Genomic DNA, 21,777 nt, shown 5'->3' with positions numbered 1-21,777 from the left:
GCGGTCAGATCGCTTCGGGATCGGCCGCCAGTCCGTCGGCCGCCTTCTGCGCCAGCGAAAGGGCGGCCCGTGCCCAGCCCTCGGTGGCGCCGGCCAGTCCACAGGCCGGGGTGATGCCGACGCGATCCCGCAGGATCGTGCGGGCGAATCCGAGCCGGTCGGTCACCGCCGCGGCCGCGGCGGCGGCGTGTTCGGGCACCCACCGCTGCGCGGGGGCGGTGCCGGGAACTACCCCGAGCAACACGGTGCGGCCCGACTCGATGAACTCCCCCACCCCGTCCAGATCGCCTGCCCGCAGCGTCGAGGCATCGACCGAGATCGCGGCCAATGCGCTGCGCTGCAACAACATCCACGGCAGGTCGGCGGCGCAGCTATGCAGGGCAACCGGTCCGTCGACGGCGCCGATCACCTCGTCGAGCAGCGCCGCGGCCAGCTGCTCGTCGACCGGGTGCACCGGCGACAGGCTGGTGACACCGGTCAACCGGCCGGCCAGCGCGGCGGGCAGGATTGGCTCGTCGAGCTGCACGACGACGTCGGCGTCCAGTCGCCGGGCCACCTCGGCGCGATGGGCAGCCAGGCCCTCGGACAGCGATCCGGCCAGATCACGCAGCGCTCCGGCATCGGTGATCGCGCGGTGACCGTTGGGTAGCTCGAGTTCGGCGGCCAACGTGATGGGCCCCGCGGCCTGCACCTTGACGGTGCGGCCCTGCCCACGCAATCCGGCCTTCTCCCACGCCTCTTCGAGCGCATCGAGGTCCTCGTTGAGCAGGCTTACCGCGCGCCGGAGCACCGCGCTGCGGCCACCGGCGATGCGGTAGGCCCGCGGCGCGGTATCGATACCGATGTCGACGAGCAGCGCACCGGTACGACCGATCATGTCGGCGCCGACACCGCGGCCCGGAAGTTCGACCACATGCGCCAGCGAGTGCAACTCGCCGACGATGATCTCGGCGGCCTGATGTGCCGAGACGCCCGGCCAGGAGCCGATCCCGGTGGCGGCGGCGAAAACGCTCACGCGCGCGCGACGGTCGCGCTGGCGATGACCTCGTCACCGTCGGGGTCCGGCCGGTAGAGCACCATCGTCTGGCCCGGTGCCACCCCGCGCAGCGGTTCGCGCAGGTCGGCCATCAGCCTGCCGTCCGCGACGTCGACCACGGCCGCGGCAAGCCCGCCGTGTGCGCGCACCTGGATGACACCCGCTACCGGTCCCCCGGGCGCGACGCCTGCGGTGAAAACCGGCTTGTCGCCGACAAGTTCGCGGACATCGAGATCTTCGGCGGGGCCGACACGCACCGTGCCGGTGACGGCATCGATGCCCGTGACGTAGCGCGGCTGACCGTCGGGGCCGGGACCGGCGATGCCCAGGCCCTTGCGCTGGCCGATGGTGAAGCCGTGCACACCCTCGTGTTCGGCGAGCACGGTCCCCCCTGCGTCGATCACCGCGCCGGGCCGGATGCCGATCTTGGCGCCGAGGAAGGCGCGGGTGTCACCGGAGGGAATGAAGCAGATGTCGTGGCTGTCCGGTTTCTCGGCGACCGCGAGCCCACGGCGGGCCGCCTCGGCACGGATCTCCGACTTCGGGGTGTCGCCGATCGGGAAGACGGCGTGGCGCAACTGTTCTGCGGTCAGCACCGCCAGCACGTAGGACTGGTCCTTGTCGGTATCGACGGCGCGGCGCAGCCGGCCGTCGGACAGCCGGGCGTAGTGGCCGGTGGCCACCGCGTCGAAACCGAGGGCCAGGGCCCGCGCGGACAGCGCGGAGAACTTGATCGTCTCATTGCATTTCACGCACGGGTTGGGCGTCTCGCCGCGGGCGTAGGAGTCGACGAAATCGTCGATCACCTCTTCCTTGAAGCGATCCGCGAAATCCCATACATAGAACGGGATGTCGAGAACATCGGCGACGCGCCGGGCGTCGCCGGCATCCTCCTTGGAGCAGCACCCCCGCGACCCGGTGCGCAACGTGCCCGGCGCGGACGACAACGCGAGGTGCACGCCGACGACATCGTGTCCGGCGTCAACCATGCGCGCGGCGGCGACCGAGGAATCGACTCCGCCGCTCATCGCGACCAATACCCTCATGCGCGGGTCCCCGCACTGGCCAGCGCGGCCTCCCTGGCGCGCTGCACCGCCGCGGGCAGCACGGCCAGCGCGGCATCCACATCGGCTTCGGTGCTGGTGTGCCCCAGCGACAATCGCAACGATCCCCGCGCGGCCGCCGGATCGGCGCCCATCGCGATCAAGACGTGGGAGGGCTGGGCGACCCCGGCGGTACATGCCGAACCGGTCGAGCACTCGATACCCTTGGCGTCCAGCAGCATCAGCAGGGCGTCGCCCTCGCAACCGCGAAAGGTAAAGTGCGCGTTGCCCGGCAGCCGGCGGTCGCCATCGGCGCCGTTGACGTCGACGTCCTCTATGCCGGCACGCACACCGGCGATCAGCCGGTCACGCAGCGCCGCGACGCGGGCGCTGTTGTCGGCCAGCTCGTCGACAGCGGCCTTCGCCGCGGCGGCCATGCCGACCGCGCCGGCGACATCCGGTGTCCCGGAGCGGACATCGCGTTCCTGACCACCGCCGTGCAACACGGGTACGCACGCGGTGTCGCGGCGCAGCAACAGCGCGCCGACACCGGCCGGGCCGCCGAACTTGTGCGCGGCCAGGCTCATCGCCGACAGGCCGCTGGCGGCGAAGTCGACGGGGATGTGCCCGACCGCCTGGATGGCATCGCTGTGGATGGGCACATCGAACTCGGCGGCGACGGCAGCCAGCTCGGCGATCGGCGAGATGGTGCCCACCTCGTTGTTGGCCCACATCAACGACACCAACGCCACATCGTCGTGGGCGGCGAGCACCGTGCGCAGATCCTCCGCCGACACCGCACCCTCGGCGTCCACCGGCAACCAGCTGACGTCGGCACCCTCGTGCTCGACGAGCCACTCGACGGCATCGAGCACAGCGTGGTGTTCCACCGGCGCGCTGACGATGCGGCGGCGGCGCGGATCGGCGTCGCGACGCGCCCAGAAGATGCCCTTGATGGCGAGGTTGTCCGATTCGGTGCCGCCTGCGGTGAAGATCACTTCCGACGGGCGCGCGCCCAGCAGCTGCGCCAGCGTCTCACGGGCCTCCTCCATGCGGCGCCGGGCGGCCCGACCGGAGGTGTGCAGCGAGGAGGCATTGCCCACCGTGCTCAGCACCGACGTCATCGCCTCGATGGCAGCGGGGTGCATCGGTGTGGTGGCGGCGTGGTCCAGGTAAGCGGCGCTCATGGCCCATCCAGGATAGCCGCCGCGGGCGCTCGCCCGATCCAGCGCGGTCAGGCCACCAATACCTCACCGGCCGCGGCGCCCGTCTCGGCGGTCCTGGCGGGGCGCCGGTGGCCCGAGACCGCCCCGGGACCACGCACGGCGGCCTCGCAACGAGCGGCCAGATCCCGGCGATCGGCACCCGGCAGCTCCAGGGACTGCACCTGAACGTGCACGACGGTGCGCCGGGCGGTGACCAGGCGGCGGATGGAGGCCAGCAGGGTGTCCTCGCCGATATAGGCGGGCACCGTCGAGGGGCTGCCGTCGCGGTGGTGGTAGGTCAGCCGCAGCGGTTGCACGGGGCGCCCCGCGTCGACGGCGGCCTGGAACATCGCCGGGCGGAACGGACCGTAGCCGAGGCCACACCAGGTGGTCCCCTCGGGGAAGGCGACCACAGTGTGCCCGCCGCGTAACCGGGCCGCGACCGCACCGACGACCGCGGGCAGCCTGCGCAGGTTCTCCCGCTCGATCGGGATCACCTTCATGATCCTGGCAACGACGCCCAGGGCCGGCCAGTCGATCAGATCGGCGCGGGCGACGAACGATCCCGGCAGCACCGCACCGATGCTGAAGATGTCCAGCCAGGACACGTGCCCGCTGACCACCAGGACACCGCGCAGGTTGCGGATGGGGCCGCCGGACACGGTGATCCGGACGCCGACACAGCGCAGCATCAGCCGGCAGTAGGCGCGTTGCAGGTGTGAGCGGCCGGGCAGCGGCACGGCCAGCAGCGGCACGGCGAGGAAGAGCAGCACCGCACCGGTCACCCGCAGCGTGGTGCGGGTCCAGACGGCCCGTCGTGAGCCCAGCGCCGCGGCACCGGCGTGCATGCAGCCTTCGTCGCAGGTTGCCTTGGGCAGCCAGGGATTTCCGGTGACGGTCACGAGCGTGCCTCCCCCTCGGTGGCCTGCGACACCGAGCGCAGGCGTTTCAGATAGCGGATGTCGGCGTTGCGCTTACCCAGCAGGGCCGGGAAGTCACCGACGCCGAACTCGGGATCGTGGGCCGGTTCGCCGCACACCTGGGCGCCGAGGCGCAGGTAGCCGCGCATCAGCGCGGGCACGCTGATCCGGGCCGGTGGCGCGATGTCGTCGAGCCCGCGGCCGTCGATGACCACCGGGCGGTAGGGCCGCACCGTGTACTCGGCGGGCGCGCGGTGGCGGCGCATCACGAAATCGCGCACCCCGCGCAGCTCGCTGCCGGGTACCTCACCGGCGGGGTGCGTCGGCACCGAGACACACCCGGTGACGTAGTCGTAGCCACAGCGGTCCAGGTAGGCCAGGATGCCCGCCCACATCAGCAGCACCACACCGCCGTTGCGGTGGTCCGAGCGCACCACGGCGCGCCCCATCTCGACCAGTGACGGCCGCAGGGCGTCCAGCGAGCGGACATCGAATTCGGTTGCGGTGTAGAGACTTCCGGCTGCGATGGCACCCGGCGGCGGCAGCATACGGTAGCAGCCGACCAACTCTCCGGAACCATCTTCGCGGACGAGCAGGTGATCGCAGTACTGGTCGAAGCGGTCGGCGTCGAGGCCGTCGGGGCTCGCGGTCAAGGCGAAACCGGGCTCGGAGGTGAACACCTCGTGACGCAGCCGCTGGGCCGCCTCGATGTGCTCGGGTTCGGTGGACAGCAGCAGGGTGTAACGCGGCGCCGGGGCGCCCGAAATCGCCTGCGCGGTGTCATCGGCGGGTATGAGTACGGATGCGGTGCTCATGCGATTCCCTCGCAGGCTCGGGTCCCGCATGCCACCTGTTGGTTCGCTCCGCAAGCGTCGCTCATATGCAGCACGCTCGCGCCTGCGGATCTCCGGACGGCATCGCCAGCGTGACGTGTCCGTGCACGCCACATGAACACACCTGCCACGGCGCGCCGAGATGGACGTTTCTGCGGTCTGCAGGCCTTTATGAGCGCAGAAACATCGATCTCGAGGTGACCACACACACGCAAAAGCGCCCCGGGAACTGGTGTCCCGGGGCGCCTCTGTTGGTTGTCGAGCTGCTTAACCCTTGCGGGCCTTGACCGCCTCGGTCAGCTGCGGGGTGACCTTGAACAGGTCGCCCACGATGCCGAGGTCGGCGATCTCGAAGATCGGCGCCTCTTCGTCCTTGTTGACCGCGATGATCGTCTTGGACGTCTGCATGCCGGCGCGGTGCTGGATCGCACCGGAGATGCCGAGCGCGATGTACAGCTGCGGCGACACGGTCTTACCGGTCTGGCCGACCTGGAACTGACCGGCGTAGTAACCGGAGTCCACCGCGGCGCGCGAGGCGCCGACGGCGCCGCCGAGCGAATCGGCCAGCTCCTCGACGACCTTGAAGTTCTCCTCGCTGCCGACACCACGACCACCGGCGACCACGACGCTGGCCTCGGTGAGCTCGGGGCGGTCACCGGCGACGACCGGCTCGCGCGACGTGATCTTCGTCGCATTCTCGGCCTGGGCCGGAACCTCGACCTCGACGACCTCACCGGCACCATCGGCGGGCTCGGCGTCGACGGCACCCGGGCGGATGGTGATGACGGGCAGTTCGCCGGTGGCCTGCGCCTCGACGGTGAACGCGCCACCGAAGATGCTGTAGACCCCGATGCCGCCGTCCTTCAGGCCGACGACGTCGACCAGCAGGCCGGAGCCCAGGCGCGCGGCCAGCCGGCCGGCAACCTCTTTGCCCTCGGCGCTGGCGGCGATGACCACACCGGCAGGCGATGCGGACTCGACGAGCGCGGCCAGCACGTCGACCTTCGGGGTGACCAGGAAGTTGTCCACGTCGGCCGACTCGGCGACGTAGATCTTGGCCGCACCGGCGGCCTTGAGGCCGTCGGTCAGGCCGGCGGCGGTGCCGGGAGCGCCCACCACGACGGCGGACGGCTCACCCAGCACGCGGGCAGCGGTGATGAGTTCGGTGCTGACCTTCTTCAGTGCACCTTCGGCGTGCTCGACGAGCACGAGTACTTCAGCCATGAATCTGTCCTTTGAGTGTGTGTCTGAGGGTCAGCTACTAGATCAACTTCTGGGCGACCAGGTACTCGGCGACCTTGGTGCCGCCTTCGCCCTCGTCGGTGATCTTCTCGCCGGCGGTCTTCGGGGGCTTCGGGGTCGACGAGAGCACCTTGGTGCCTGCGTTGGCCACGCCGACCTCGTCGGGCTCCACACCGATCTCGGCCAAGGTCAGGACGGTGACTTCCTTCTTCTTGGCGGCCATGATGCCCTTGAAGGACGGGAAGCGCGGCTCGTTGATCTTCTCGTTGACGCTGACCACGGCCGGCAGGGTGGCCTCCAGGCCGAAGACACCGTCGTCGGTCTCGCGCTCGGCGGTGACCTTGCCGCCCTCGACATTGAGCTTGCGCACGTGGGTGAGCTGCGGCAGACCGAGGTACTCGGCGATGACGGCAGGCACGGCGCCGCCGACACCGTCGGTGGCCTCGTTACCGGCGATCACCAGTTCGGTGCCCTCGATGGTGCCCAGCGCGCGGGCCAGCGCCCAACCCGTCTGGATGAGGTCCGAGCCGTGCAGGCCGTCGTCCTTGAGGTGGACGGCCTTGTCGGCGCCCATGGACAGTGCCTTGCGGATGGCCTCGGTGGCGCGCTCGGGGCCGGCGGTCAGCACGGTCACCGTGCTGTCGCCACCCTCACGTTCCTTGATGAGCAGCGCTTCTTCGACGGCGCGCTCGTTGATCTCGTCGAGCACGGCGTCGGCCGCCTCGCGATCGAGCGTGTAGTCACCGTCGGAGAGCTTGCGTTCCGACCAGGTATCAGGGACCTGCTTGATCAGGACCACGATGTTCGTCATGAGTGTGGTTCGTCCTCCTCGATGAGGCCGTCTGCCGGCCTGGCAATATCACGTTTCACGCAACGGCCCCCAGGTTACTCGCCGGTAACTTGAGCGGCACGTACGGACACCATAACTGGTCAATCGCCATCTACCGACCGCACGGTCGGTCGGGCATCCGTTCGCGAACCGGCCATCACGGGTTAGCCTGCCTTCCAATGAGCACATTCGGTTCGGTCGAGAACTCCGGTGGTCCCGCCAAGGCGGGCACCGGCGTCGACCCTTGTCTGCCCCTGACCGGTGAACGGACCATTCCGGGCCTTGCCGAGGAGAACTACTGGTTCCGCCGCCACGAGGTCGTCTACCAGCGTCTGGCCGACCGTTGCGCCGGCCGTGACGTGCTGGAAGCCGGGCCCGGCGAGGGTTACGGCGCCGACCTGATCGCGCAGGTGGCCCGCTCCGTGGTGGGGGTCGACTACGACGAACAGGCCGTCGCGCACATCCGGGCCAAGTACCCGCGGGTACAGATGACCCTCGGCAACCTCGCCGAGTTGCCGCTGGCCGATGGGTCGGTGGATGTGGTGGTCAACTTCCAGGTCATCGAGCACCTCTGGGACCAGGGGCAGTTCGTCGGCGAATGCGCACGCGTGTTGCGCCCCGGTGGGCTGTTGCTGATGTCGACGCCGAACCGCATCACCTTCTCCCCGGGCCGCGACACCCCGCTGAACCCCTTCCACACCCGTGAGCTCAATGCCGCCGAACTCACCGAACTGCTCGTGGCGGGCGGCTTCCGCGTCGAGTCCATGCTCGGGGTCTTCCATGGCCCCGGTCTTGCCGAGCTCGACGCGCGCCACGGCGGTTCGATCATCGAGGCGCAGATCCAGCGTGCGGTGGCCGATGCCCCGTGGTCGGCGGAGCTGCTCGCCGATGTCGCCGCGGTGCGTACCGAGGACTTCGACCTGGTCGAGGACTGCCAGGACAACCGTGCCATCGATGACAGCCTGGACCTGGTGGCGATCGCGGTGCGCGGTGACTGAGCACAACCCCACCCCGGGGATGTTCACGCTGGTGTTGCACACGCACCTGCCGTGGCTGGCCCATCACGGCCGCTGGCCGGTGGGCGAAGAGTGGCTCTACCAGTCCTGGGCCGCCTGCTATCTGCCGCTGGTGCGGGTTCTGCGCACCCTGGCCGACGAGGGCCGCGGCCACCTGCTGTCGCTCGGCATGACACCGGTGGTCACCGCCCAACTCGACGACCCCTACTGCCTGACCGGCATGCACCACTGGCTGGCCAACTGGCAGCTGCGCGCTCAGGAGGCAACCACGGTCAGCAGCGGTCCCGACACCGGCTACGCATCGCCGGAAGCGATGCGGCAGTTCGGGATCCGCCAATACGACGCCGCCACCGCGGCGATGTCCGACTTCACCACGCTGTGGCGGCACGGCGGCAGCCCGCTGCTGCGCCCACTCGTCGAGGCCGGCACCATCGAGCTGCTCGGCGGTCCACTGGCGCACCCGTTCCAGCCGTTGCTCAACCCGCGGCTGCGCGAGTTCGCGCTGCGCGAAGGCCTCGCCGATGCCCGGCACCGCATAGGCCACACCCCGACCGGCATCTGGGCCCCCGAGTGCGCCTACGCACCGGGAATGGAAATCGGTTATGCCGCAGCCGGTGTCGGCCATTTCATGGTCGACGGCCCCTCGCTGCACGGCGACACCGCGCTGGGGCGCACCGTCGGCGACAGCGACGTGGTGGCCTTCGGCCGCGACCTCCAGGTCAGCTATCGGGTCTGGTCCCCCAAATCCGGCTATCCCGGCCACGCCGCCTACCGGGACTTCCACACCTACGACCACCTCACCGGCCTCAAGCCGGCCAGGGTGACCGGGCGCAACGTGGCATCGGAGGCCAAGGCGCCGTACGACCCCGAGCGCGCCGACCGCGCGATCGATGTGCACGTCGCCGATTTCGTCGAGGTGGTGCGGCGCAGGCTGATCGACGAGTCCGACCGGATCGGGCGTCCGGCGCACGTGGTGGCCGCCTTCGACACCGAGCTGTTCGGGCATTGGTGGTACGAAGGCCCGCAATGGCTGGAGCGGCTGCTGCGGGCGCTGCCCGCCGCGGGTATCCGCGTCGGCACCCTCGCCGATGCCATCGCCGACGGCTTCGTCGGCGGGCCGGTCGAATTGCCGCCCAGCTCATGGGGTTCCGGTAAGGACTGGCAGGTCTGGAACGGCCCCAAGGTCACCGATCTGGTCCAGCTCAACGCCGAGGTCGTCGACACCGCACTGGCCGCGGTCGACAAGGCGATGATGCACCCCGACGCGGGCGGACGGGATGTGGTCGCCGACCAGATCCTGCGTGAAACGCTGCTCACGGTCTCCAGCGACTGGCCCTTCATGGTCAGCAAGGACTCGGCCGCCGAATACGCCCGATATCGGGCGCATCTGCATGCCCACGCCACCCGCGAGATCAGCGCCGCGCTGGCCTCCGGGCGCCGTCCCCAGGCCCAGCGGCTGGCCGAGGACTGGAACCGCGCCGACGGACTGTTCGGGGCACTGGACGCCCGGAGGCTGCCGCAATGACCGCCTCCTTCCCGGCGAGCGTGCGCGTCGGCAGCCCGACACGCCATGTTCCGCCCAGAGTCGACGCACGCTCGCACGCCGTCGGAGGTGCCCGACGATGAAGGTCTTGATGGTCTCCTGGGAGTACCCGCCGGTGATCATCGGTGGGCTCGGCCGGCATGTGCACCATCTGGCCACCGAACTCGTCGACGCCGGCCACGAGGTCGTGGTGCTGTCGCGCCGGCCTACCGGTACCGACCCGAGCACCCACCCGTCCACCGACGAGATGTCCGAGGGCGTGCGCGTCATCGCCGCCGCCCAGGATCCACACGAATTCGCCTTCGGCACCGACATGATGGCCTGGACGCTGGCCATGGGACATTCGATGATCCGGTCGGGGCTCACCCTGCGTGACTGGCAGCCCGATCTGGTGCATGCCCACGACTGGCTGGTCGCGCACCCGGCGATCGCGCTGGCCGAATTCTTCGACGTGCCTTTGGTTTCCACGATCCACGCCACCGAGGCCGGTAGACACTCGGGGTGGGTCTCCGGCGCGGTCAGCCGACAGGTGCACGCCCTGGAATCGTGGCTCGTGCACGAATCCGATTCGCTGATCACCTGTTCGGCGTCCATGCGCGAGGAGATCACCGAACTGTTCGGACCGGGCCTGGCCGAGACGACGGTCATCCCCAACGGGATCGACACCGACGGTTGGCCGTTCGCCACGCGTCGCCCGCACGACGGCGCGCCCGAGCTGCTGTTCTTCGGCCGGCTGGAATACGAGAAGGGCGTTCACGACGCCATCGCGGCACTACCCCGCATCCGCCGAACCCACCCGGGCACCACGCTGACCATTGCCGGGGACGGCACCCAGCTGGATTTCCTGAGCGCCCAGGCCCGCAAGCACAAGGTGCTCAAGGCGACCAAGTTCATCGGACGCGTCGACCACGAGGGCTTGGTTCGGTTGCTGCACAAGGCCGATGTCGCCGTGCTGCCATCGCATTACGAGCCGTTCGGCATCGTCGCCCTGGAGGCTGCGGCCACCGGCACACCACTGGTCACCTCGAATATCGGCGGTCTCGGCGAGGCCGTCATCGACGGTATCACCGGGGTGTCCTGCCCGCCGCGCGATGTCGCCGCACTCGCGGATGCAGTGCGCCGGGTGCTCGACGATCCCACCGCCGCACAGCAGCGCGCGCTGGCGGCCCGGGACCGGCTCGGTGACTTCTCCTGGCCGACCGTCGCCGACCACACCGCGCAGGTCTACCTCGCCGCCAAGCGCGGCGAACGCCAGCCGCAGCCGCGCCGGCTGATCGTCGAGCGTCCGCTGCCCGACTACGGTTGATCCGCGCTCGCGAACACCTCGGTCCCCGGACTGAATCAACCGGCGCCATATCCCGTTCCCGGTCGTAGGCTTGGTGGTATGCCGGTGCGCCACGACGACGAGAAGCGCTGGATCGAGCTGGGGTTGACCGTCGATGCCGGTCCCGAGCAGGTCTGGCACGCGCTGGCCACCGGCGCGGGCAACTCGGCCTGGTTCACCCGCACCGAGATCGAGGAGAAGGTCGGTGGGGCAATCCGATTCGACTTCGGGCCCGCCGGCAATTCGGCGGGTGAGGTCACCGAGTGGGATCCGCCACGCCGCTTCGGCTACATCGAACGCGATTGGTCCGGTGATGCTCCGCCGCTGACCACACAGATCACCGTGACCGACCGACTCGACGGACGCTGCGATATCGCGATGGCCCACTCGCTGGTGACCGATCGCACCGATTGGGACACCGACCTCGAAGGCTTCGAAGCGGGCTGGACGGGGCATTTCGCGGTGCTGGGCAGCTATCTGCGGCATTTCGCCGGCCGCCACGCGGTGGGCCATCACCTCTCATCGACATCCCGGGACTTCCCGTACGAAACCTGGAAGCGGTTCACCGAGGCCATGCACCTGCACGGTGTCGACGTGGGTGATCTGCGCACGGTCGGCATCACGATCGACAACATCAACGGGCAGGTGGAGCGGGTCCAGCAGGACGATCAGCATCGCCAGGTGCTGGTGCGTCTGGCCGAGCCGCTCCCCGGCCTCGTGCTGTTCGGCATGTCCGCACCGGGCGGGAAAGCGGTGGTGAGCCTCGACGCGTTCTTCTACGGCGAGGACGCGCACCACGATGCCGAGGTCACCCGCACCGCGTGGCAGCGGCTGCTGGAGCACACCTTCGGCTGATCGGGCCGTGCCGTCAGCGAGCGGCCTTCTTGCGTTCGATATCGGCCAGGTTGGCGGCCAGCTCGGCACGCTCGGCGGCCGACGCGTCCCAGGCGACCTTGCGGTTCTTGACCACCTTGGCCGGCGACCCGACAGCGATCGAGTAGTCCGGGATCTCCCCCTTGACCACCGCATGCGCACCGAGCACGCAACCGCGGCCCACCGACGTCCCGCGCAGCACACTCACCTTGGCCGCCACCCAGGTGTCCGGACCGATCCGCACCGGGCTCTTGATGATGCCCTGGTCCTTGATCGGTAGTTCGAGGCTGTCCATCTTGTGGTCGAAATCGCAGACGTAGCACCAGTCGGCCATCAGTACGGAATCGCCCAGTTCGATGTCGAGGTAGGTGTTGATGACGTTGTCACGGCCGAGGACGACCTTGTCGCCGATGCGCAGTGATCCTTCGTGGCATCGAATGGTGTTCTTGTCGCCGATGTGTACCCAGCGGCCGATCTCCATGGTGGACAGCTCCGGCGTGGCTTCGATCTCCACGCCCTTGCCGAGGAACACCATGCCGCGGGTGATGATGTGAGGGTTGCGCAGCTTGAACTTGAGCAGGCGCCAGTACCGCACGAGGTACCACGGCGTGTACGCCTTGTTGGCCAGCACCCAGCGCAGTGAATCGCGGGTCAAGAACCGAGCCTGGCGCGGATCGCTCAGCCGCGAACCTCGCCACCTCTTGTGCAACGGCGCGCCCCACATCGTCGTCATGGCCGGTCAGCCTACGCGAGGCCGCCACGGGCTAGTCTCGGGACTCGATGCCTGCACTCCGAAAATCTGCGCGCCGGCTTGCTGCCGTCCTGTCGATGACCACACTGCTGGTCTCGGCGTGCGCGAACACCGACTCCTGGGTCGAGGCCCATCCCGCGACCGGATGGTCGGCCCAGTACGCCGACGCCGCCAACAGCAGCTACAGCCCCGTCGACGGCGCCAGGGACCTGAGCCTGGATTGGGAGCGCTCGGTCAAGGGCGAGCTGGGTGCGCAGGCCGCCCTGGGTTCGGGTGCCTATCTGGCGGTGAACGGCCAGACCTCGGACGGCTGCTCGTTGATGGTGTGGGAGAACGACAACAACGGCCGGCAGCGGTGGTGCACCCGGCTGTGGCAGGGCGGCGGCTTGTCCAGCCCCCTGTTCGACGGCTTCGACAATCTCTACATCGGCCAGCCCGGCGCGATCATGTCGTTCCCGCCGACCCAGTGGATCCGCTGGCGGCAGCCGGTGATCGGCATGCCGATGACACCGCGGTTGCTCGATCCCGGACATCTGCTGGTGTTCACCCATCTGGGCCAGGTGCTGGTGTTCGACGCACACCGAGGAACCGTCATCGGCACGCCGCTGGATCTGGTCGCCGGTGTCGATCCCACCGATTCGCAACGCGGACTCGACGACTGCGTCACCGCGCGCAGCGGGTGCCCGGTGGCGGCGGCGCCGGCGTTCAGCACCGACACCGGCATCCTGGTCGCCGGGCTCTGGCAACCCGGGGCCCCCGCCCCGGTCCTCACCGGGCTGAAGTATCGCCCGGATGCCACCGCGATGGTCAGCACGGCGTGGACCAGCACCGCCGTCGGTGGCGGACCGATCGCCAGCCCGGTGCTCTCGGCGGACGGCACCATCGCCTACGTCACCGGCCGCGACCACCGACTGTGGGCGATCGACACGGCCGACGGCAGCGCGAAATGGTCGGTGGCACTGGACTCCACCCCGCGGACTCCGCCGTCGGTGACTCCCGACGGACACATCATCGCCGGCGGAGGACCCGGCTCGCGTCTGGTGTCGGTCACCGACAGCGGAGAGATCGCCTGGAGTCGTGACGATGTCGAACCGTTGACGACGTCGACGCAGAGCGGCGGCGGCACCGGATACGCGGTGATCCGCGACGGAGATGCCGGGCAGGCACTGCTGGTATTCGACACCGCCGACGGACGCACGCTCAACCAGTACCCGCTGCCGGAGGCCAACGGTGCGCCGCTGGGGGTGTCGGTGGGTCATGACGGCCGGGTGGTCGTCACCACCAGCGCAGGCCAGATCTACAGCTTCGCTCCGGCCTAGGCTCGCGTCAGGCCAGGAGCGGGGCCACCGTCGCGCGCGGCACCGAAACCTGAACGGCGCCCGCCGATTCGGGTAGCAACTCACCTTGACTGAAGAAGAAGATCACCGCATCGTCGGTGATGGCGAAGTTCTGGTAGTTGGCGGGGTCCAGACCCGCATCCGGTAACACCGGATCGGGCAAACCGGACTGCCGTGCCAGATCGGCCTGCACCACCGGGAAGATCACCGGCAGTGGGTCGACGCCCTCACGGAAGAGCTTCTCGAAGGTGATCGGTTTGCGATACGCCTGATCCCAGCTGAACGACTTGTAGAACGTCTGAGGATGGGCACCACCGACGTTCTGGTAGGTGGTGAACACCACCGACTGGGTTCCCCGCGGCGGGACCGCGGAGCTGTACTGGACGGTGGTGGTGTCCAGTTCGTAGGGCATCCCGCGGAAGTCCGGGGACTTCGCGACGTTGAGGAAGCCGTCACGGGTCTGCTTGACGTACTCGATCACCGGTTTGGGATCGGGAAAGTTCGCGGGAAATGAGATGTTGAGCGTGTAGGCCGGATCGGTCTGGGCAATGGTGCAGATCGAGTCGGGTCCCAGGACACCGTCGACGTCGCTGCATCCCGGCGGCGCAGCTGCGGCGACCGGCGCACCCGCGATGCCCAGCAGGGCCGTGGTGGTTGCTGCCAGCACGGTGACGGCCAGCGGGGGTACACGCATCTGGGAGATCCTCCGGGGAACTGGAGCGGCACAGGCGCCGCCGACACCAAGATTACCTGTGGCACTATCGCGACGGACGACAAATGAATGCCACCGCGCGACTGGCCGCGCCGGTGCCGATGCGGGTGAGCACCACCGACAGCGCAGACGCGCCCCGCAGTTTCAACCGCCGCCGCAGGACGTCCGGGTCGATATCGACGCCGCGGACCAGGATCTCCACCGCACCGCAGTCACGTGACACCAGTTCGCGGCGCAACCGCTTCTCGTCGAATCCGATCTCGGCGATCACCTCGAATCCGCGAACCCCCGCCGGCAGCGCGTCCCCGGACAGATAGGCGATATCTGGATCGAGTTGCCACAACCCGTGCCGCGTGGCGTACTGGCGCACCAGACCGGCACGCACCACCGCCCCGTCCGGATCGATGATCCACCGGCCGGCCGGTCCGACTGCGCAATCGTCGGGATCGGCATCGGTCACCTCCTCGGCCCGATCCAGGACGACCGCCCGCCGGCGCACCCCGGTCGCGGCAAGACCGGCGGACCACAGGCAGGCCTCCCGCACGCTGCCACCCCATGACGTCACCGCAATCTCACCGGTGAACCCCAATTCATCGAGCTGGCCGAAATCGATTCCCGGAGCGCACTTCACGACGATGTGCCGATCCCGATACACCTCCAGCAAGGCGTCCAACGGTGGCGTATAGGCCCGTGGATCGAACCGTCGGCGCCCGCCGGCACGTCTTCCGGGATCGGCGAGCACCACGGTGTCACGACTCACCGGGACGAGCGCATCGGCGAGCACCACGGCCGCCTCGGGAACGTTGTTGTGCGCCATGGCAAGCCGCACCCGATCCAGATCGCTGCCGAGGACCGATTCGGCTCGCGGTAGGAGCGCGGCCAGCTCGGCACCCACCGAGCACGTCACATCGTGGACACTCATGCCCGCCAGCCGCTCGGCCCGGTGCAGCGCCACCGGCTCGGCGGTCGCCTGCTGCATGGCGTCATCGGTGAACAACCACGACGACGCGTCGGCGAATTTGGTCTGCGCCCGCCGCCGCAGCAGCGTGGTCTCCACCAGCACCGCCGTGCGATCGCCGAAACGTCCACGCACCGAGGCGATATCGGCCACCCGGCCGGCATCGCCCAACGACAACTCGGCGATCTCGGCAAGCGCTCGACGCCCGTCGTCACCAACGAGGTAGGCGACGTCGTCGAGAGAGAAAGCTACCGCCACATCACAACGGCTTGGTGCCCGTGACCATCACGTTGTAGAACCAGCCCTTGGGCACGACCTTGCGCCAGACGTTGGCGTCCACCCAGCTCAACGTCGTCCAACTGTTGAACGCGAACTTCGCCCATCCCCACCCCAGCCGGCCCGGCGGCACCGACGCCTCGAAGGTTCTGATCGGCCAGCCCAGCATCGCCGCGGTGAACTCCTCGCTGGCCGTGGCCACCTCGACGGCACCGGCATTGGTGGCCATCCGCTCCAGATCCTGCGGATCGAAGGTGTGCAGATCCACCACGGCCTCCAGCGCCGCGGCCCGTGACGACTCGTCCAGTTCCTCCTGCGGACGGCGCCAGTTCTCCAACCCTGGCAGTTTGGTGATGCTCGTCGACAGGTGCCAGGTCAGCGTCGAGAGGTTGCGCGCGTAGACATTGCCCGCGCTGGTCGGCTCACCGGCGAAGACGAACCGCCCACCGGGCTTGAGGATCCGGACCACCTCGCGCAGCGACTTCTCCACGTCCGGGATGTGGTGCAGCACCGCGTGCCCGACCACGAGGTCGAAGGTGTTGTCCTCGTACGGGATGCCCTCGGCGTCGGCGACGCGACCATCGATGTCCAGACCGAGTCCTTGCCCGTTGCGGGTGGCGACCTTGACCATGCCCGGGGACAGGTCGGTCACCGAGCCGCGCCGTGCCACCCCGGCCTGGATGAGGTTGAGCAGGAAGAATCCGGTGCCGCAGCCCAGCTCGAGGGCGCGGTCATAGGGCAGTTCCTGCTGAACGTGCTCGGGCACGATGGCGTCGAAGCGACCGCGCGCATAGTCGATGCAGCGCTGGTCATAGGAGATCGACCACTTGTCGTCGTAGGTCTCGGCCTCCCAGTCGTGGTACAGGATCTGGGCCAGCTTGGTGTCCTTGAGGGCCGCCTCGACCTGCTCGGCGGTGGCGTGCGGGTTGGGCTCCGGAGCCGCTCCGGCGGCGACATCGGGCGTGAGTTCTCCGTCGGCGGCGGCGAGTGCCTCGGCGGGAGTGTGGTCCGTGCTCGTCATATGGGCAGCCTAACTGCCGGTGCCCGCCCCGAAGACCTCGACGTAGCGCTCGACGCCCTCACCGGCGCCATCGATCATCGCCTTGGCGCCTGCCAGCACATGCGCCGGCGCCTCCAGGTAGCGGCGCGCCCAGCTCAGCGCGGCGTCGTAGACACCGTCGGGAGCCACCAGCTCATCGACCAGCCCGAGCGTCAGGCTCTCCTCGGCACCCACGAACCGGCCGCTGAACACCAGGTCCTTGGCCCGCGCCGCACCGATCGCCGCGACCAGCCGATCGGTTCCCGCGGCGGGAAGCAGCCCGGCCAGGACCTCGGTGACGCCGACCTTCACGTTGTCACCGGCCACCCGCCAGTCCGCGGCCAACGCCAGCGCCAGCCCCGATCCCAGCGCATAGCCGGTGACCGCGGCGACCGTCGGCTGCGGGATGGCGGTCACCGCGTCCAATGCCGTTCGGCAGGCCATGGTCACACTGCGCGCATCGGCGGGTGCCAGGCGGCGCAGCTCCGAAATGTCGTCACCGGCGCTGAACACCTCGTGACCGCCGAAGAGGATGACAGCGCGCACCTGCGGATGACGGCCGAGCTCACCGGCGACGTCGGCGAGCTCGCGGTACATCTGACGGGTCAGCGCATTGGTCGGCGGCCGGGACATCACCAGCGTGCCGACGCCGTCACTGACCGCCGCGGATACAAACTCGCGGCCCGCCGCGGATACAAACTCGCTCATGTACTCGGCGCGCCCTGCTGGTCGCCCGGGGCGCGCCGGTTGCGCGCCTCGTTGTAGCGCGCACCGTCGAAGAACTCGATGTTCCAATCACCGCCGGCCGCATCGGCGGACAGGGTCGGCATCATCGGCGTGATCGCGCGTTCGGTGGCCAGCACCTCGGCCACCGTGCGCCCGTTGAGCGAGTCGAGCTGCGACCACGTCGGCGGCAGCAGGAACGACTGGCCCTCGGCGAACTCGTCGAGGGCGGCCTGCGGGCTGGACCAGAACGCGCGGTCACTCTCGGTGTTCTCGCCGTCGGCCCGCTGGCCCGCCGGGAGCGCACCCACGAAGAAATAGGTGTCATAGCGGCGGGTCCGCTCCTCCACCGGAGTCACCCAGTTGGCCCACGGCCGCAACAGATCGGCCCGCAGCACCAGCTGCTCATCGCGCAGGAAGTCGGCGAAGGACAGCGAGTTGTTGGCCAGCGCCGCTCGCTGCTCACGGTAGATCGACGCATCGTCGACGAGCACATCAGAATCGTCGGCGGCCCCGGCGAACAGCACCCCGGACTCCTCGAACGTCTCGCGCGCCGCCGCGCAGACCAGCGCTTCGGCCAGGTCGACATCGACGTTCATCCGCTCGGCCCACCAGGACGGTTCGGGGCCGTACCAGGCGATACCCGTCCCGCGATCACGTTCATCGACACCCCCGCCGGGAAAGACCATCACCCCGGCGACGAAATCCATCGCCGAATGCCGGCGCATCAGGAAGACCTCCAGCGATTCGGCCGTGCCCTGATCGCGCAGCAGCATCACCGTGGACGCGGGCCGGGGAACCAGCGGGTCCGACTTATCGCTCATGCACCCACCTCGCAGGCTCGGTCGGCGCATTCGATGCCGATGATTCGCTCGCAAGCTTCGCTCATGTGGCGCGCCTCCTGTGTGCGGCGCGGCTGCGGGTGCGCCGCGCGAAGTACCGGCCGTCGATGTAGTCCAGGGTGATGGACTGCCCGAACGCCGCGGACAGATTCTCCGATGTCAGCACATCGGAGAGCAGACCGGACCCCACCACGCTGCCCTCGGAGAGCAGCAGACAGTGCGAGAAGCCGGGCGGGATCTCTTCGACATGGTGGGTCACCAGCACGATGGCGGGGGCATCGGGATCGGCTGCCAGGTCAGCCAGCCGGGCCACCAGTTCCTCACGGCCCCCGAGATCCAGACCCGCGGCGGGCTCGTCGAGCAGCAGCAATTCCGGGTCGGTCATCAGCGAGCGGGCAATCAGCACCCGCTTGCGCTCCCCCTCGCTCAACGTGCCGTAGGTGCGGTCGGCCAGATGCTCGGCACCCAGGCTCTCCAGCATGTCGACGGCCTGTTCGTAGTCCACGTCGTCGTACTTCTCACGCCAGCGCCCCAGCACCGCGTAACCTGCCGAGACCACCAGATCCCGCACGATCTCGTCATCGGGGATCCGTTGGCTCAGAGCCGAACTACTCAACCCCACCCGAGACCGCAACTCCGCCATATCGGTGCGACCGAGCCGCTCACCGAGTACGAACGCCGCCCCCGAGGAGGGATGGTCGATGGCCGCGGCGATGCGCAACAACGAGGTCTTACCCGCGCCGTTGGGCCCGATCACCACCCACCGCTCGTCGAGTTCGACGGCCCAGTCGATGGGCCCGACGAGGGTCTTGCCGCCGCGACGGAGGGTGACCTTGGCGAATTCGATCAGCAGGTCTTCCCCGGGGACTTCGGCTGCGGTCGGCTCGTCTGCTGGCACCCGCTCATCGTAGTGTCGCCCGGATCGACCGCCGGGGTACGCCCCGCGCCACCGAGAGTTGTTTCCGCATCGCCTCGCTCGACGGCTCGTGCGCCGAAATCATGGAACAGCAGACGCCTCGGCATGGATCTCAACATCAGTTGGACCAGCGGGCCGATACCGAAGGCATAGATCACCGTGCCGACACCGACCGTGCCGCCGAGCAGGAAGCCGAGAGTCAACACCGTCAACTCGATGGCGGTGCGGACCAGCCGCACCGACCGTCCGGTACGCGCCACCAAGCCGGTCATCAGCCCGTCGCGCGGTCCGGGTCCGAGTCCGGCGCCGATGTAGAGCACCGTGCTCACCGCGTTGAGCACCACCGCCGCGAGCATCATGGCCACCCGCACCCGAAGATCGGTCGGCGCCGGCAGCAGCGCGATACCGACGTCGACGGTCACGGCGATGACGATGACGTTGGCGACGGTGCCCACACCTGGGCGGTTGCGCAGCGGAATCCAGGCGAGCAGCACGATGATGCCGACCAGCGCCGTCACCGTTCCGATGGTCAGCCCGGTGTGTCGGCTGAGGCCCTGGTGGAAGACGTCCCACGGGTCGAGTCCCAATCCGGCCTGCACCATAACGGCCATCGAGAAGCCGTAACCGACAAGGCCCAGCAGCAGCAGACCGGCGGGGAGGAGCGCGCCGTTCCGGGGAGTGTTTCCGACGCGGGTGCTCATGCGTGGTCAGGGAATCGTGCGCGGATTGCGTCGAGTTCGTTGCGCACCCGGCGGGCATCCGCGTTGTCCACGTCGCCGAACCGCCGCGGGTTGCGGACGCCCGAGCGCCGGTACTTCCCCGCCATCCAAGACATCCAGTTCTCTCTCACGGTGCGATCTTCCGGCGTCAATGGCTTGCCGATCAATAGCCAGTTGACGAATACTGGCTTCCATGTCGATTGATATGGGGTCCAGAGCGCTCGATGTGGATCTTCTGGCCCGTGAACTCGGCAACTGGCGCACATCCAGTTCGACCGGTCCCGCCTACCTCGGCCTGGCCGATGCGGTCCGGTTGCTCATCGTCGACGGGCGCCTCCCGGTTGGGTCCCGGCTACCGAGCGAACGCGCACTCGCCGACGCGCTCAGGGTGTCGCGCACCACCGTCACCGCCGCCTTCGCCGCACTCCGCGAAGACGGGTATCTGCAGGCGCGGCGCGGCGCGCGCAGCACGGCCGCCCTGCCTGTCCGCCCCACACTGCCCACCGACGCGGGCACACCGACGGTGAGCCTGGCCGCCGCTGCCCTCTCGGCGCCCAGTACGGCGGTGCGCGAGGCCTTCTCCGAGGCCGCCCGCGATATCACCCCCTATCTGGCCGAGGTCGGCCACGAACTGTCCGGGGTGTACGCACTGCGCGAAGCGGTGGCCGAAAGATACACCGCCCGTGGGCTTCCCACCGATCCAACGCAGATCATGATCACCACCGGCGCCCAACATGCCATCGGACTGATCCTCGCCGCGTTCGCCCAACCCGGCGACCGGGTGCTGGTCGAACAGCCGACCTACCACGGCGCACTCGCAGCCATCTCGGCCGCTGGATCACGAGCAGTGCCGGTGGCGCACAACGACAGCGGCTGGGAACTGGACGCAGTGCACGCCGCGATCCGCCAACTGGCCCCGGTACTGGCCTACTTCGTCCTCGACAGCCACAATCCGACCGGCTTCACCATGCCAGAGGATCAACGAAAACGACTGGGCCACATCATTTCCGAGACCCGCACCCGGACCGTCATCGACGAGTCCATCATGGACATGTGGCTCGACGCCGCACCGCCGGCTCCCCTGGCCGCGGCGATGACCCAGCGCCGTGAGTTGGTGCTGACCATCGGATCGATGTCGAAATCTTTCTGGGGCGGCCTGCGAGTGGGCTGGATCCGTGCCGAACCGGCCACCCTGGCCGCCGTCGCGGCCACCCGCGCGGCAGTCGACCTGGGCACCCCCATCCTCGAGCAACTGGCGGCAGCGCGGCTGCTGCGGATCCGCGAGCACATCCTGCCAGAGCGACGCGAAATACTGAGCAAGAGAAGGCAGTTCCTGATCGACCTGTTGGCACGCGAGCTTCCCGATTGGCGTCCGGGCCCGGGCCGCGGCGGAATGTCGCTATGGGTGCAGCTGCCGTCGCCGATGAGCACCGCACTCTCGGCATCGGCATCCCGGCTCGGTCTCGATCTGCCCGCCGGCCCGCGCTTCGGCGTCGACGGCACCCTGGAACGCTTCATCAGGGTGCCCTATGCGTTGCCCGAACCACAATTGGAGGCGGCCGTCGACCTGATGGCTCGGGCGTGGCGGTCGATCACCGGCGTGTCGGTGGCCCCCGAAACCCACGCGGTGGTGGTCTGAG

The 21,777-nt window shown here is 69.0% G+C and carries 22 protein-coding genes; 6 read left to right on the top strand and 16 right to left on the bottom strand.

All coding sequences use genetic code 11. From position 1 onward, the window contains the following. Positions 1-4: 4 nt before the first annotated feature. From G154_RS23310 to G154_RS23280, 7 genes are all read right to left on the bottom strand, one after another. Positions 5-1,015: a methionine synthase gene (locus tag G154_RS23310; RefSeq protein WP_019513595.1), complete on the bottom strand. Its 1,011-nt coding sequence runs from the start codon at positions 1,013-1,015 to the stop codon at positions 5-7. Continuing rightward, positions 1,012-2,082, bottom strand: coding sequence for a tRNA 2-thiouridine(34) synthase MnmA (gene mnmA / locus G154_RS23305; RefSeq protein WP_023985553.1), 1,071 nt, complete (start codon positions 2,080-2,082; stop codon positions 1,012-1,014). The genes G154_RS23310 and mnmA overlap by 4 nt, the downstream gene beginning before the upstream one ends. Beyond that, positions 2,079-3,266, bottom strand: coding sequence for a cysteine desulfurase family protein (locus G154_RS23300; protein ID WP_019513597.1), 1,188 nt, complete (start codon positions 3,264-3,266; stop codon positions 2,079-2,081). The genes mnmA and G154_RS23300 overlap by 4 nt, the downstream gene beginning before the upstream one ends. Before the next feature lie 47 nt (positions 3,267-3,313). After that, on the bottom strand, positions 3,314-4,186 hold the full coding sequence (locus tag G154_RS23295; RefSeq protein ID WP_019513598.1) for a 1-acyl-sn-glycerol-3-phosphate acyltransferase: 873 nt from the start codon (positions 4,184-4,186) through the stop codon (positions 3,314-3,316). Then, on the bottom strand, positions 4,183-5,019 hold the full coding sequence (locus G154_RS23290; RefSeq protein WP_019513599.1) for a GNAT family N-acetyltransferase: 837 nt from the start codon (positions 5,017-5,019) through the stop codon (positions 4,183-4,185). The genes G154_RS23295 and G154_RS23290 overlap by 4 nt, the downstream gene beginning before the upstream one ends. Positions 5,020-5,304: 285 nt before the next feature. Next, positions 5,305-6,261 (bottom strand): electron transfer flavoprotein subunit alpha/FixB family protein, encoded by a 957-nt coding sequence (locus G154_RS23285; protein WP_019513600.1) that lies wholly within the window; start codon positions 6,259-6,261, stop codon positions 5,305-5,307. A gap of 37 nt (positions 6,262-6,298) precedes the next feature. Further along, positions 6,299-7,090 (bottom strand): electron transfer flavoprotein subunit beta/FixA family protein, encoded by a 792-nt coding sequence (locus tag G154_RS23280; protein ID WP_019513601.1) that lies wholly within the window; start codon positions 7,088-7,090, stop codon positions 6,299-6,301. A gap of 197 nt (positions 7,091-7,287) precedes the next feature. Here G154_RS23280 and G154_RS23275 point away from each other — a divergent pair, with 197 nt between their 5' ends. The 4 genes from G154_RS23275 to G154_RS23260 all read left to right on the top strand — a co-directional run bounded on the left by G154_RS23275 (position 7,288) and on the right by G154_RS23260 (position 11,846). Then, the gene (locus tag G154_RS23275) at positions 7,288-8,106 is read left to right on the top strand and encodes a bifunctional 2-polyprenyl-6-hydroxyphenol methylase/3-demethylubiquinol 3-O-methyltransferase UbiG (protein ID WP_019513602.1); all 819 of its coding nucleotides are present in this window, start codon (positions 7,288-7,290) and stop codon (positions 8,104-8,106) included. A 19-nt stretch (positions 8,107-8,125) separates the two neighbouring features. Continuing rightward, on the top strand, positions 8,126-9,649 hold the full coding sequence (locus G154_RS23270; protein ID WP_235215556.1) for a glycoside hydrolase family 57 protein: 1,524 nt from the start codon (positions 8,126-8,128) through the stop codon (positions 9,647-9,649). Between the two features lie 97 nt (positions 9,650-9,746). Continuing rightward, complete coding sequence (locus tag G154_RS23265; protein WP_019513604.1) at positions 9,747-10,973, top strand: glycosyltransferase family 4 protein; 1,227 nt, start codon at positions 9,747-9,749, stop codon at positions 10,971-10,973. A gap of 78 nt (positions 10,974-11,051) precedes the next feature. Next, complete coding sequence (locus G154_RS23260) at positions 11,052-11,846, top strand: SRPBCC domain-containing protein (protein WP_019513605.1); 795 nt, start codon at positions 11,052-11,054, stop codon at positions 11,844-11,846. Between the two features lie 13 nt (positions 11,847-11,859). Here the strand turns inward: G154_RS23260 and G154_RS23255 are convergent, their stop codons facing one another. Beyond that, positions 11,860-12,597: an acyltransferase gene (locus G154_RS23255; protein WP_023985551.1), complete on the bottom strand. Its 738-nt coding sequence runs from the start codon at positions 12,595-12,597 to the stop codon at positions 11,860-11,862. A 95-nt stretch (positions 12,598-12,692) separates the two neighbouring features. Between G154_RS23255 and G154_RS23250 the strand changes: the two genes are divergently transcribed. Then, a complete protein-coding gene (locus G154_RS23250; protein ID WP_019513607.1) occupies positions 12,693-13,934 on the top strand; it encodes a PQQ-binding-like beta-propeller repeat protein in 1,242 nt (413 codons plus the stop codon). 7 nt (positions 13,935-13,941) lie between these two features. Here the strand turns inward: G154_RS23250 and G154_RS23245 are convergent, their stop codons facing one another. The 8 genes from G154_RS23245 to G154_RS26875 all read right to left on the bottom strand — a co-directional run bounded on the left by G154_RS23245 (position 13,942) and on the right by G154_RS26875 (position 20,268). Beyond that, a complete protein-coding gene (locus G154_RS23245; protein WP_019513608.1) occupies positions 13,942-14,646 on the bottom strand; it encodes an esterase in 705 nt (234 codons plus the stop codon). Positions 14,647-14,710: 64 nt separating this feature from the next. Next, positions 14,711-15,880, bottom strand: a complete 1,170-nt coding sequence (locus G154_RS23240; RefSeq protein ID WP_019513609.1) for a hypothetical protein — start codon at positions 15,878-15,880, stop codon at positions 14,711-14,713. 1 nt (position 15,881) lies between these two features. Next, positions 15,882-16,919 (bottom strand): class I SAM-dependent methyltransferase, encoded by a 1,038-nt coding sequence (locus G154_RS23235; RefSeq protein WP_019513610.1) that lies wholly within the window; start codon positions 16,917-16,919, stop codon positions 15,882-15,884. Positions 16,920-16,928: 9 nt separating this feature from the next. After that, the gene (locus tag G154_RS23230) at positions 16,929-17,645 is read right to left on the bottom strand and encodes an enoyl-CoA hydratase-related protein (RefSeq protein WP_019513611.1); all 717 of its coding nucleotides are present in this window, start codon (positions 17,643-17,645) and stop codon (positions 16,929-16,931) included. Beyond that, complete coding sequence (locus tag G154_RS23225; protein WP_019513612.1) at positions 17,642-18,484, bottom strand: NUDIX hydrolase; 843 nt, start codon at positions 18,482-18,484, stop codon at positions 17,642-17,644. The genes G154_RS23230 and G154_RS23225 overlap by 4 nt, the downstream gene beginning before the upstream one ends. Positions 18,485-18,545: 61 nt before the next feature. After that, positions 18,546-19,400 carry an ABC transporter ATP-binding protein gene (locus G154_RS23220; RefSeq protein WP_019513613.1) on the bottom strand — a complete coding sequence of 285 codons (855 nt, stop codon included), beginning with the start codon at positions 19,398-19,400 and terminating at the stop codon, positions 18,546-18,548. Next, positions 19,349-20,119: a YitT family protein gene (locus G154_RS23215; RefSeq protein ID WP_019513614.1), complete on the bottom strand. Its 771-nt coding sequence runs from the start codon at positions 20,117-20,119 to the stop codon at positions 19,349-19,351. The genes G154_RS23220 and G154_RS23215 overlap by 52 nt, the downstream gene beginning before the upstream one ends. Next, the gene (locus tag G154_RS26875; RefSeq protein ID WP_165589062.1) at positions 20,116-20,268 is read right to left on the bottom strand and encodes a hypothetical protein; all 153 of its coding nucleotides are present in this window, start codon (positions 20,266-20,268) and stop codon (positions 20,116-20,118) included. The genes G154_RS23215 and G154_RS26875 overlap by 4 nt, the downstream gene beginning before the upstream one ends. 62 nt (positions 20,269-20,330) lie before the next feature. On the opposite strand from G154_RS26875, the gene G154_RS23205 reads away from it, so the two are divergent. Further along, positions 20,331-21,776 carry a PLP-dependent aminotransferase family protein gene (locus tag G154_RS23205; RefSeq protein ID WP_023985548.1) on the top strand — a complete coding sequence of 482 codons (1,446 nt, stop codon included), beginning with the start codon at positions 20,331-20,333 and terminating at the stop codon, positions 21,774-21,776. Position 21,777 lies beyond the last annotated feature (1 nt).

It is taken from the genome of Mycobacterium sp. VKM Ac-1816D (genome assembly GCF_000416385.1).
In the GTDB taxonomy this organism is placed as follows: domain Bacteria; phylum Actinomycetota; class Actinomycetes; order Mycobacteriales; family Mycobacteriaceae; genus Mycobacterium; species Mycobacterium neoaurum_A.
This window is presented reverse-complemented; position numbering and strand designations above follow the sequence as displayed.